Genomic DNA, 11,983 nt, shown 5'->3' with positions numbered 1-11,983 from the left:
TTATGGATAATCAAGGTTTTTTCCATGTACTAGAGAAAGAAACCTCTCAGGCGAGAGCCTCAATGCTGAGTGTGCCTGTGATTGAGGCTTACGACTATAAGGCGATCACGCTGCAAACCTACACGGCCTTTCTTGTTCAGGCTTATCATCATGTGAAGCATACCGTTCCATTACTGATGGCCTGTGGTTCTCGGTTGCCGGAGCACTATGAATGGTTACGCCAAGCGCTCGGCGCATACATTGAGGAAGAGAAAGGTCACCATGAATGGATCTTGAATGACTTGCGCGCATGTGGCTTTGATGCCGAACTAGCGAAGGCTAACTGTGGTGAGGGTCAAGTCGGGTTAGGGATTGAGATGATGGTGGCGTATTTATATCACCAAATTGATCGTAAAAACCCAATGGCTCTATTTGGCATGGTTTGGGTGTTGGAAGGGACGAGTGTCTCAATCGGCGGCTCGATGGCCGCACTGATCCAGCAAACGCTTTCTCTACCCGATACAGCGATGCGGTATTTAACGTCACACAGCACCTTGGATGTAGAGCATATTGGCTATTTTGCCGATTTGATGAACAAGGTAACGGAGCCCGCGGACCAACAAGCCATCATTGATAGTGCGAACCGTGTTTATGCGCTGTATGAATCAATGCTGCGAGCGCTTCCCATGACCACAACACAGACGCAAGTGGCATAGGAGGCGGTAATGAAAAACACAATTATATTGCTAACAGGTGCGACAGGAGGCATTGGCCGAGCTCTGGCTGATGCACTGGCAAAAAAAGGCGCAATACTTGTGCTCGTCGGCCGCCATCTCAATGCGTTGCATGATCTTAAAGAACAGCTTGTGAATGACGAGCATCATCAGATCATCGAAGCAGACATTGGTGCAGTAGAAGGAAGAGACAAGGTGAATCAGCATGCACGATGGCTGGGTCAGCAAGGTACGCCAATAGAAATACTGATCAATAATGCGGGGGTAAATAGTTTCAATTACCTATCCATGCGCGCGGATGTCAGTATTGAACATGAGATTGCCATCAACCTAACCGCGCCTATTTTGCTTTGTAAACAGGCACTGACGTGGCTCGCACCGACAGGCCTGATTGTCAATATTGGCTCAACCTTTGCTGGTATCGGTTTCCCCGGGTATGCCAATTACGGTGCGACTAAATCAGGCCTATATCGCTTTACCGAAGCGTTAAATCGGGAGCTACATGGCACTCAGCAGTGTGCCATTTATATCGCGCCTCGAGCCACCAAGACGGCGTTAAATGATGCACGTGCAACGGCGATGAATAAGCAATTGCGAAATCATGTGGACTCACCAGAGTGGGTAGCGAATCACATTATTCGTGCCATCGAAAAGCGTTGCTTTGCGACGTGGCTCGGGTGGCCCGAAAAACTGTTTGTTCGTCTGAATCAACTTTTTCCATCGTTAGTGGGTCATGGAATCGCAAAACAAAAAGACATCATTGATTTTCACGCCAATACGCCACAGGGCTTGCCAGTTGTAGAGGAATCGCACCATGACTATTCGTAAATCATTTTATATTACCGTATGGGCACTCAGTTGTTCTTTGATCAGTGCGACAGCGCTGGCCGACTCTATCTTGGCTAAGATCCAGACACGCTGGGCACAATGTAACTACACTGTCGGAAGTAGTGACGCCAAAGTGGCGTGCTTCGACCGTTTAATCGATGACACGCAAATTGCACTCCTTGCTCAACCAGCGCGTCTTGATCTGAAAATATGGCTTGCTATCAATAAGAGCTCGTTAGCCGGGGTTGATGGTGGCATGGGAGCATTAGGCTTGGTCAAGGATGCAAAAATCCTACTTGAAGATGTGATAACACAGGCGCCGGAAACGCTGGACGGTTCGGCCCTAACGAGCCTAGCGACGTTGTACCACAAAGTGCCGGGCTGGCCACTCGCCTTTGGTGATGACGATAAGGCTGCTGAGCTGTTTAAAAAAGCACTCGCGATCAATCCAGACGGTATCGATCCGAACTATTTTTATGGCGAATTTCTGGCGGATACCGGAAAAATAAATCTCGCTGTGGCATTCTTGAAGCATGCACAGCAAGCCCCTGCACGGCCGGACCGTCCTCTTGCTGATCAAGGACGCCAACAAGAAATTATCCAAAAACTGAAGGAGCTTAATCAGCAATGAGGCTGTTACTCGTCGAAGATGATTGCATGCTAGGGGAGTCCATGGTGGCGTCGCTGCAGCGTCACGGCTATACCGTTGATTGGTTGCAGCGAGGCGGTGGTGTGGATGCCCTGTTAAATACCGAAAGCTTTACCGCTATTATTCTCGACTTAACCTTGCCAGACACTGATGGACTTCATGTGTTGCGTAAAATTCGCCGCAAACATAGCGATATCCCTGTGATGATTTTGACCGCACGCGATGACATTGATGACCGTGTGAAAGGGTTAGATGGTGGAGCCGACGACTACATGATCAAACCTTTTGCGCTCGAAGAGCTATTGGCGCGTCTGCGCGTCATGATTCGGCGTATTTCCGGTTATGCCGATACCACCATGTCATGCCATGGCGTGACATTGTCGATGGTAACGGGTGAAGTGGATATGGAGGGTGCACCTATTCGGTTAACTCCTAACGAGTTCAAGCTGTTATCCACACTGATGGCACACGCTGGTCGAGTAATGAGCAAAGATCAACTTCAACAAGCGCTTCATGGTATGGATGAGGGAATTAGTCCGAATGCCATTGAAGTCCATATTCACAATTTACGCAAAAAAACGGGTGGAACCTTGATTCAAAACATTCGTGGGGTTGGGTATATCATTGAGAAATAAACAGCGCCCACATTCAATAAAACGCCATCTTACATTCAGCACTGTGTGTGTGGTGGGGGTGTTAATGTTTGTCTCTTGGCTGCTGGTGTATAGCGAAGCTCGTCATGAAATTAATGAAGTCTATGATGCGCGACTGGGGCAATCGGCAAAAACGTTGGCGCTGTCGGTAATGAGCTGGGGAGATCAGCCGCCAGATAACTTTACACAAAGCTATACCCATTGGTTAAACGCGATCACTGCCATCGCAAAAGATGACGATACGACCACACCATTTGGTCACCCCTACGAAGATAATTTGTTTTTTCAGTACCGTGTTAACGATGCATTAGTTGCCAAAAGTCCGAACGCACCGGCGCAATGGATAGGGACATCGGACAACCCCGGATTTGATATGGTTACCGCAGCAGGTGAGCAGTGGCGCACCTTCCTATTAGTATTCACACTGCCGGACAAACGGCAAGCGAGTCTGCTGGTGGCGGAAAAAGAGGCGATTCGCCAAGAGTTGATGACAGAAGTCTCGTTGACCATTGGCTTACCCCAGCTCCTATTGATCCCACTTTTAGCGGTTATTGTTGTGGTGTTAGTTAGCCGCGCATTTAGGCCGCTAGGCGAATTAAAAGAGACGATCGCTGCGCGCAGTGTTGATAATCTCGATCATATCCATGTTGCACAACCCACCGTTGAACTAACGCCATTGGTTAAACAGCTAAATTATCTATTCTCTCAGCTAAATAATGCGTGGGTGCGTGAAAAGCGCTTGGTTAGTACGGCCGCGCACGAGCTAAAAACTCCCCTCGCGGTACTGCGCCTTAATGCAGAAAATGCTTTGTCTGCCGCCACAAAAGCCGATCGAGATAACGATTTGACCAATATTCTTGCTGGCATCGATCGTACCGATCGTGTGATTCAGCAGTTGCTCATGCTATCGCGGGTGGAGCAGCAAAAAAACACCGACACCACACACATTGATCTTGTGCCATTGTTACGAGAGCAAATTGCAGCACTCGCACCGATGGCATTGACTCAACAACAGTCAATAGAGCTTGAAGGACGAGACCCCCTGTGGGTGAAAGGCCATCCCGTTATGTTGTCAGTCTTGTTTACTAATTTGATTGATAATGCAATTCGCTATGCAGGAGAAGGCGCATCTATCAGTGTGGTCACCAGTTGCTCAGCCAATACCGTGGTGGTGGCAGTGATTGATTCTGGCGATGCCATACCGGACGAAATTAAGAGTCGTATTTTTGATAAATTCTTCCGCGGTCATACCGAGAAAGGCGACGGGGCTGGTTTGGGTATGTCGATTGTCAAAGACATTGCTGAGCAGCATCAAGCGAGTATTGCGATTCGAAGCCCATATTTTTCCGACCATGGGAATGGTTTTACGGTCACTTTTCCAATTGCCTCCGTATATGAGAGCAGATAGCTATATGCTTGATTGGTAAAAGGCAGCTAACCTTGCCAACGTCAAGTCTTGTGTGATCTTACACAAGGCTTTTTGTCTATAATGATAGACAGTCTGCTCTCGATTTTGGTTTAATACCCGAACAATAAAAGGATTGGTTAGGTATGAAATTGTATAACACGATTAAGGCTTACTTATTTGAAACGTTGGTTTTAGGGGGAGCGCTAGCGCTTGGTATATGGTTAGTGCTGGCCGGGTAGTCAATTAGCCTATACGCCGGTTTAGTACTAGAACGGGCTTTCTTTGCTCAATTCGTTGCAAATCTCGACAATAACAAGAGAAAGCCCCGAGCGGAGGACCTGCTGCTGGCGTTGCAGTTGTAGCTGATAAAACTCAATATCCACATCATCCTCTGGCGCTTCTATATCGCGCTGAATCATACTCATATTTTCGATTTTACGAAGCTTTTTTACCGCATCCAGTACGTTAGGGTCGGTGAAGTGGTAGTCGTCAGCATCATTACTTAGCTGGTTTTTAAGTTTAATAATCTGTTCGATATCGTGATAGGCGTCATCTGACAACACGCCTAGACCAAACAAGAGTTTTAATCGCACTGAAAGATCACCCAGTGGCCCCGTGTCATGCAGCAAAGGCCCCACCACTGATTCTACTGCAAAGTTATCTTTGCGAAAAACCCGCTTGATTAAGCCATCAATAGACGCTTCAAACGTATCGACCGCGGCAACAAAAAAGCCACGCACGGTTGTCGCTTGGTTTAATCGTTCAATGATGTCTGTTTCGTCGAAATTTTCTGCCATAGACTCAATACTGCTTATTGTTATAACGGGGGAGTTAAACTCCCCCTGTGAAGTGCGCGGTTTACAATTGCTGGTACAGGATGTTGATTGCCTCAATTTCAGGGCTTTCTTCTGCCAAGCCGGTGTATATCGCTAGTGTCTTTCTTACGCCTACCTCAGCCAGTGAAGCTTGAAGTTCTTCAGCTTGTGGGTCGGTGTGATTGGTATATTTCAATGCTGCGGCAATACCTTTTAACAACGCTCGGTTATCCGTGCCATATTCTATTGTACCCAGTAATGGCTTGATAAGCCTATCGTTCTGACTTAGCTTTCGAATAGGCTGGCGGCCAACTCGATCGACCTCATCAACCAAATAGGGGTTTGAGAAACGCCCCAAAATTTTCTCGATGTACGCTTGGTGAGCGGCGCGGTTAAACCCGTAGCGTTGAATAAGCACTTCGCCGCTTTCCTGCATGGCCTGTTTCACCACGGCATGAATCTGTGGATCGGTAATGGCTTCACGAATGGTACGGTGGCCGCTTAAGCACCCCAAATAAGCAGTGATACAGTGACCTGTATTCAAGGTGAAAAGCTTGCGTTCGACAAACGCCATTAAGTTTTGCGTTTTCTCCATACCGGCGATATCAGGGATCTCGCCTTTGAACTGTTGCTCATCAACAATCCATTCGCTGAAGCTTTCTACCGTAACCTCTAAGGGATCATCGTTCGCCGCTTCCGCGGGCGGTACAATACGATCGACCGCTGAATCGACAAAACCAATCAGTGCCTCTGCTTTTTGATGCAACGCGGGGTCAAGGTGCTTATAGACTTCGCCCTTAAGGTGTGATGTGCCACGGATCATGTTTTCACAGGCAATAATGTTCAGCGGCACCAAATTGCCCGATTCAAAACGCTTTTCAATCCCGGTGGCTATGGTCTTAGCGATAATATCAAGCACATTGGGACCCACTGCCGTGGTCACTAAATCCGTTTTTACGATTTTATCGATCACATCATCACTTGCCGAATTAACCGCCGTGATATGAGAAACCGTGTCGATATGGCAGTCATTGCCGACCACTTTGACGTTGTAGCTTTGTTTGTGACTGAGTTGATCAATGAGGGGCGCATCAACATCTGCAAAGGTGACCTCGACATTGGCATCCGCGAGTAATTTTCCGATAAAGCCGCGGCCAATATTGCCGGCACCAAAATGAACAGCATTTTTCATAATATTTACCTCAAACTAAAAAAGATGGATATAAGGGACCACCTCAGTGGTCTCCTTATCAGACTGATTAATGGGACGACGTCATATGAGTGACGTTTTCATCACTTAATAGATTGAGGATCTCGTCAATACTGTCGGTACTGGTGAGGGTATCTATTGCATCAGGTTCATCTAGCGCATTAGTGATAGCGGTAATAACTTGGATATGCTCATCGTTTTTGGCGGCAATCCCGATCACCAATTTGGCGATATCGTCTTTATCGTCGGTGAACTGCACACCCGTTGGATACTGGCATACTACGATGCCGGTTTTCTTGACTCCATCTTTCGCTTTGACGGTGCCATGAGGGACGGCGATAGATTCACCGAGGTAAGTTGGAGTTAATGCCTCGCGCTCAAACATGGCGTCGACATAGCTAGGTTCAACGTAACCGAGTTTGACAAGTTGATTGCCGGCAAATTGGATCGCCTGCTCTTTGTTTGTTGCCGTTAAGCCAACATGGATATTTTCACGTTGGAGTTGAAAAGTGGGCGCTGGCGTTGGCTCGAAGCTATCGTCATTCGCGGCAGTATCAGGAATCCTAAGCACTTGCGGATCGTTCGCTGCAGGGTATTTTGCCGCGAGAATTTGGGTGACCAACTGGCCGTAAACCTCACCATCAAGGAAGTTATTAAGTGAAATATGGTGAGCTGATGGGGCGTGAGAACGTGCGCGCTCGGTTAGGTCTTTGTGCGTGATCACAATCTGCGCATCCTCAGGCAAACTATTAACCGCGATATTAGTGACACCAATATCTAGACCGGCGCTTTGCACTTTTTTGCGCAGCAAGCTGGCACCCATGGCACTGGATCCCATACCCGCATCACACGCAACCAAAATATGCTTAACGGATGCAAAATTAACCGTGCCTTTGGGCGCGGATGAGGGAGCGGAGGTATCTGCTTTCGCGCCTGTCTTCATGTCTTTCATTTTCGCAGTCGCTTCATCGAGTGAAGCTTCGTCACCATCGCCCTCTGTGCTTTTTTGCGTTTTCATCAGCAAAGCGGCAACCACAAATGACACACTGGCAGCGGCAATAATTGACGCTAAGACACCAACAACCGATCCTTTTTGCGTCATTAATAGCACGGCAAAGATAGAGCCAGGAGATGCGGGTGACACAATGCCTGCATCAAACACAGTGAGAACGAATACACCTGTCATACCTCCAGCAATGGCTGCAAGGATAAGACGTGGATTCATTAAAATGTAAGGGAAGTAGATCTCGTGAATACCACCGAAGAAGTGAATAATCGATGCACCCCCTGCGGTTTGACGTGCTGTGCCTTTACCAAACACCATGTACGCTAACAAGATGCCCAAACCTGGACCTGGATTCGCTTCAATGAGGAAGAAAATCGACTGGCCTGCTTCTGATGCTTGTTGAATGCCCAGAGGAGAGAAAATGCCGTGGTTGATCGCATTATTCAAAAACAAGATCTTAGCGGGTTCAACAAATACCGACGTCAGCGGTAACAAGTGCGCTGAGACCAAAAATTCAACGCCCGCAGCCAGACCATTGGACAACAGTTTTACGAACGGGCCGATGAGGAAGAAAGCGATAATCGCGCAAAGCATACCGATAATGCCGGCAGAGAAGTTATTCACTAACATCTCAAACCCGCTTCTCACTTTGCCATCGATATAAGCATCGAATTTTTTAATGGCCCAGCCGCCGAATGGACCAACTATCATCGCGCCCATAAACATGGGAATGTCAGTCCCGACAATCACCCCCATGGTGGTAATCGCGCCGACAACAGCGCCGCGTTCGCCGCCAACAAGTTTACCGCCGGTGTAGCCGATCAGCAGTGGTAGTAGGTAGGTAATCATGGGGCCGACCATGGCCGCCAATGTCTCATTGGGTACCCAACCGGTCGGAATAAATAGTGCGGTAATAATCCCCCACGCGATGAATGCGCCAATATTGGGCATCACCATATTTGAGAGGAAGCGACCAAAATTCTGTATCTTGATCTTGGTGTCAGATGATATCATAACAATACCCCGTTTGATGTTCTCACTGAACGTGTGTGGTAGAACGGTTCGCCAAAACCGTCTGGCTAGTTAGTACCCAGTCAATTTACCACACATTTTTTCGAGAGAACTGATAACGGGGATTTGTTGACCCACCTCTCACTATTCACGTCACAACTATATTTTACCCCAACACCTGTCACAAAAATAACATGAAAGTTTAGTACAAAACGAAAAAAACAACATTGTCAATAAAAATTATAATGACCATTATCACATTTTTTGTTTTTGCGTTATAAAATGTATAGTGATATAGATCACTCTTTATTTTTTTAGAACAGTGAAATAAAAAAACAGAGTGACTAATATCACACTGTTTGCCTGATCGATATTAATTCATTGAGTGATCTGTATCACGTTTGTTTTTTTGTTACAAATAGTGACGGTTTGGTCGGTGTTATATTGAAGCAGTAAACAGGCTCAATCACGTTGAGCCTGTTTATTGAAAGTACCAAAGCTGTTATCGCAGGTGGAAGAGTTAATATGCTCCTGCGCTGTAGATCAGCTCGTAGCTGTGGCTGTAGATCTCCAAGATATTGCCGAATGGGTCTTCCATATAGATCATGCGATAGGGCTTCTCTCCAGGATAATAATAGCGTGGTTTCTCCATCCGTTTCTTACCGCCAGCTTCAACAATACGCTCGGCTAATGCTTCAACATTTGGATCTTGCACGCAGAAGTGAAATACGCCCGTTTTCCAATACTCGAAATTGTTGTCAGGGTTTTGCTGATCCTTAAACTCAAATAGCTCTACACCAACGCGGTCACCTGTCGATAAATGGGCAATGCGAAAACGTTCCCAATCTTGGCCAAACACATCGGTGCACATTTCGCCGATTGCACTGTCGTCTTCAACAATCTCAGTAGGCACCATGATGAGATACCAACCAAGCACCTGCGTGTAAAACTCAACGGCTTTTTCTAAGTCAGGGACGGAAATACCAATGTGTGAAAATGTACGTGGGTAAGGGGTCTGCATCGTTTGTTCCTCTTTGCTTACGTCTTCATTGTTTGCAAGCATGAGGCACCTAAACCATAATGTTAAATTATGGTTTGCAATGATTGTGATGACATTTTGTTGTGGTTAACCCTGTTTGGCTGAAAACCTTTTGCACCCTGGTAGATGTTGGCACTTTTACTAAGGCCGCTGATAAATGCTATATGACGCAGTCTGGCGTAAGCCAGCACGTGCGAAAGCTTGAGGAGTCATTATCTTCAACGTTGGTCATTCGAGGAAAGAAAGGCGTGGTGCTGACCGAGGCAGGACAACAACTCTATCGTCAAGGGAAGGACGTGCTACAAACGTTGGATAATCTTGCTGTAACCATCAGTCGCGATCCCGGCTATGAAGGCGAGGTACGCATTATGTCGCCGGGAAGTGTCGGGCTCCGCTTGTATACGCGTTTGCTCGATCTTCAGGTGACATATCCTGCCCTTACGATTAACTATCGCTTTGCGCCAAATGGCGATGTTCACAAGGCTATCTTAAATAACACCATTGATATTGGCCTAACAACGGCTTGTCCAGTTGACCCGAATATTCAGTCTGAACCCATTGGCGAAGAGCCGTTATTGCTGGTGACACCGCGCCATATTAAAGACCCTACATGGGAAACACTCTGCCAACTTGGATTCATTGATCACCCAGATGCTAGGCATCACGCAGAGTTATTACTTGGGGCGAACTTCGAGCAATATCAAACGGCGCAGTTACGCCCCGTTAAGCAATCTGGTTTTTCTAACCAAATAAGTCTTATCTTACTACCCGTTGCACGCGGACTTGGCTTTACCGTCTTGCCCGCCAATGCTGTCGCGGCTTTTGCTCAACAAGCGGCCATTAAAGCTCATTACTTACCGACACCGGTCAGTGAAACCTTATATCTCTCCTCTCTTGCCGGACGCGAGCTGCCTCAGCGCGCGATCAATATTGCAAACGTCATTCAAGAGCAGGTAAGGGCGTAGTCCAATAGCGGCGAGCGCGCCGCCATTTTCAATTAGCCGCGATCATGACTCTGCTGATTTCTCAACCCGCAGCTTTTGCTCGCGCACTTTGCGACGTAATAGCTCGGTATAAATCGGTTGGCCGCCAAGTAATTGTGCAACAAGGGTGGCGCCGAGGGTGGTAATAATCAGCGGCAAAATCAGATAGTAGTTATTGGTCATCTCAATCACCAACAAAATTCCCGTGATAGGCGCGCGTACGGTCGCGGCGAACAAAGCGCCCATGCCTGCAATCGCAAACATGCCTGGCTCTATGCCCATCTCGGGGTATATGCTTGTGACCACTAAACCGTAAACGGTGCCTAACAACGTACCGAGTGCCAGCATAGGGGCGAAAATGCCGCCCGGTGCGCCGGAGCTAAAACAAATCACCGTCAGCAGCGTACGCGCCATAAAGATAAATAGCAGCGCACTGATGGAATAGTTTAAGCTAACAAAATCTGGCACTAAGTTAATGCCGCCATGGGTCAGCTCTGGGGCATAGACCAGTAATAAGCCAAAGAAACCGCCTAGCGTGGCCCCTACTAGCCAGATTCGTTTTTGACTTTTTTGATAAAAACGTTGGAAAAAGTCCTGACACCGCATAATCAAAAAATTAAACAGCACGCCAAACACGCCAAAACAACAACCTAGTGCGAGAAAGAACCATAAAGAGGCAAGTGGTGGTGTCTCGTACTGGGGCAGAACAATCACTGCCTCTTGGCCATTGATATAGCGAAAAACGATATCGGCCATGATGGCGGCAATGATCACTGCCTTTATCGAGATCAAGGTATAGCGAAACTGAGGTCGCATTTCCTCAACCACGAACATGATCGCCGCAAGGGGGGCATTAAACGCCGCGGCGAGACCGGCGGCAGCCCCGGATGCAAGCAGTGTTTGGTTACTGTTTCTGTCTTTGATGCGAAAAGTATCGGTGACCATGCGACCAATATTGGCACCGATTTGCACACTAGGACCTTCTCGTCCGAGGATCATCCCTGAGCCTAGCGCACCTAAACCGCCGAAAAATTTCACTGGGATTACCCGCCACCACCGCGAAGGTCGAATGCCTTCCATCGCGCCTTCCACCTCAGGGATCCCTGAGCCAGCGGCCTCGGGCGCAAATCGATGAACAAACCAATAACCCATTAAGGCCAGGCCGGCACTGATAATAAAAGCGAGTAATCCCAATGGAATCATTGAGCTAATGTTGCTGTCTAGCCAGTCAGTTCTTGACTGAGAGAGGGTATGAATCGCGAGTTCGAAAAGGGTGACAACAACGCCGCCTAAAAAGCCGATGACAACGGCGAGCAAAAGAATAGAAACGGGCGTTTTGTCGCGTGACCATAATTTATCAAAGAAAACGCTAGATTTATAAAAGATAGCTCTTTTCTTGCCTGTTTTACTTACAATTTTCATCTATGTGAACGCAAAGTTTGAAAAGAAAAATGACGATGTATGGGGGCACTCATTCTTGCGCCGACACCGTGCTGGGAACGTCCTGTTCCCCAAGAGAACGCATTTATACTACGCCAATTCACCTAACATGCAAGCGCTTGACCGGTGTCTAATTATTCGGCTAGCCAAGATAAAAATCACTGGAGTAAGCGATACGGGGCGGCGATAACGATAAGGGCATATTTTCAGACGTTTCACTGGGATAGT

General features: G+C 47.5%; 11 protein-coding genes. 6 read left to right on the top strand and 5 right to left on the bottom strand.

Annotation, left to right across the window (positions count from 1 at the left end; all coding sequences use genetic code 11):
* Positions 1–2: 2 nt before the first annotated feature.
* From BZG78_RS07785 to BZG78_RS07765, 5 genes are all read left to right on the top strand, one after another.
* Positions 3–695 carry an iron-containing redox enzyme family protein gene (locus BZG78_RS07785; protein WP_077660860.1) on the top strand — a complete coding sequence of 231 codons (693 nt, stop codon included), beginning with the start codon at positions 3–5 and terminating at the stop codon, positions 693–695.
* A gap of 9 nt (positions 696–704) precedes the next feature.
* Positions 705–1,541: an SDR family oxidoreductase gene (locus BZG78_RS07780; protein ID WP_077660859.1), complete on the top strand. Its 837-nt coding sequence runs from the start codon at positions 705–707 to the stop codon at positions 1,539–1,541.
* Positions 1,528–2,172: a tetratricopeptide repeat protein gene (locus tag BZG78_RS07775; protein WP_077660858.1), complete on the top strand. Its 645-nt coding sequence runs from the start codon at positions 1,528–1,530 to the stop codon at positions 2,170–2,172. The genes BZG78_RS07780 and BZG78_RS07775 overlap by 14 nt, the downstream gene beginning before the upstream one ends.
* Positions 2,169–2,825, top strand: coding sequence for a response regulator (locus BZG78_RS07770; protein ID WP_077660857.1), 657 nt, complete (start codon positions 2,169–2,171; stop codon positions 2,823–2,825). The genes BZG78_RS07775 and BZG78_RS07770 overlap by 4 nt, the downstream gene beginning before the upstream one ends.
* 64 nt (positions 2,826–2,889) lie before the next feature.
* Entirely contained in the window at positions 2,890–4,251 is a 1,362-nt protein-coding gene (locus BZG78_RS07765) for an ATP-binding protein (RefSeq protein WP_242412996.1), read from the top strand.
* A gap of 266 nt (positions 4,252–4,517) precedes the next feature.
* Here the strand turns inward: BZG78_RS07765 and BZG78_RS07760 are convergent, their stop codons facing one another.
* The 4 genes from BZG78_RS07760 to BZG78_RS07745 all read right to left on the bottom strand — a co-directional run bounded on the left by BZG78_RS07760 (position 4,518) and on the right by BZG78_RS07745 (position 9,314).
* Entirely contained in the window at positions 4,518–5,048 is a 531-nt protein-coding gene (locus BZG78_RS07760; RefSeq protein ID WP_077660855.1) for an MltR family transcriptional regulator, read from the bottom strand.
* Between the two features lie 61 nt (positions 5,049–5,109).
* Positions 5,110–6,258: a mannitol-1-phosphate 5-dehydrogenase gene (locus BZG78_RS07755; protein WP_077660854.1), complete on the bottom strand. Its 1,149-nt coding sequence runs from the start codon at positions 6,256–6,258 to the stop codon at positions 5,110–5,112.
* Positions 6,259–6,325: 67 nt separating this feature from the next.
* Entirely contained in the window at positions 6,326–8,296 is a 1,971-nt protein-coding gene (locus tag BZG78_RS07750) for a PTS mannitol transporter subunit IICBA (RefSeq protein ID WP_077660853.1), read from the bottom strand.
* Positions 8,297–8,813: 517 nt separating this feature from the next.
* Positions 8,814–9,314: a lactoylglutathione lyase family protein gene (locus BZG78_RS07745; RefSeq protein WP_077660906.1), complete on the bottom strand. Its 501-nt coding sequence runs from the start codon at positions 9,312–9,314 to the stop codon at positions 8,814–8,816.
* A 101-nt stretch (positions 9,315–9,415) separates the two neighbouring features.
* Here BZG78_RS07745 and BZG78_RS07740 point away from each other — a divergent pair, with 101 nt between their 5' ends.
* A complete protein-coding gene (locus tag BZG78_RS07740) occupies positions 9,416–10,297 on the top strand; it encodes a LysR family transcriptional regulator (RefSeq protein WP_077660852.1) in 882 nt (293 codons plus the stop codon).
* A 42-nt stretch (positions 10,298–10,339) separates the two neighbouring features.
* Here the strand turns inward: BZG78_RS07740 and clcA are convergent, their stop codons facing one another.
* On the bottom strand, positions 10,340–11,737 hold the full coding sequence (gene clcA, locus BZG78_RS07735) for a H(+)/Cl(-) exchange transporter ClcA (protein ID WP_077660851.1): 1,398 nt from the start codon (positions 11,735–11,737) through the stop codon (positions 10,340–10,342).
* Positions 11,738–11,983 lie beyond the last annotated feature (246 nt).

The sequence above is a fragment of the Salinivibrio sp. MA351 genome (assembly GCF_001996065.1).
GTDB lineage: Bacteria > Pseudomonadota > Gammaproteobacteria > Enterobacterales > Vibrionaceae > Salinivibrio > Salinivibrio costicola.
Note: the sequence above shows the minus strand (reverse complement) of the source record. Positions and strands in the feature narration are given on the sequence as shown.

Coding starts and splice junctions, on each gene's coding strand:
- BZG78_RS07770 (WP_077660857.1), top strand. CDS start 2,169: ATGAGGCTGTTACTCGTCGAAGATGATTGCATGCTAGGGGAGTCCATG.
- clcA (WP_077660851.1), bottom strand. CDS start 11,737: ATGAAAATTGTAAGTAAAACAGGCAAGAAAAGAGCTATCTTTTATAAA.
- BZG78_RS07745 (WP_077660906.1), bottom strand. CDS start 9,314: ATGCAGACCCCTTACCCACGTACATTTTCACACATTGGTATTTCCGTC.
- BZG78_RS07785 (WP_077660860.1), top strand. CDS start 3: ATGGATAATCAAGGTTTTTTCCATGTACTAGAGAAAGAAACCTCTCAG.
- BZG78_RS07755 (WP_077660854.1), bottom strand. CDS start 6,258: ATGAAAAATGCTGTTCATTTTGGTGCCGGCAATATTGGCCGCGGCTTT.
- BZG78_RS07750 (WP_077660853.1), bottom strand. CDS start 8,296: ATGATATCATCTGACACCAAGATCAAGATACAGAATTTTGGTCGCTTC.
- BZG78_RS07775 (WP_077660858.1), top strand. CDS start 1,528: ATGACTATTCGTAAATCATTTTATATTACCGTATGGGCACTCAGTTGT.
- BZG78_RS07765 (WP_242412996.1), top strand. CDS start 2,890: ATGTTTGTCTCTTGGCTGCTGGTGTATAGCGAAGCTCGTCATGAAATT.
- BZG78_RS07760 (WP_077660855.1), bottom strand. CDS start 5,048: ATGGCAGAAAATTTCGACGAAACAGACATCATTGAACGATTAAACCAA.
- BZG78_RS07780 (WP_077660859.1), top strand. CDS start 705: ATGAAAAACACAATTATATTGCTAACAGGTGCGACAGGAGGCATTGGC.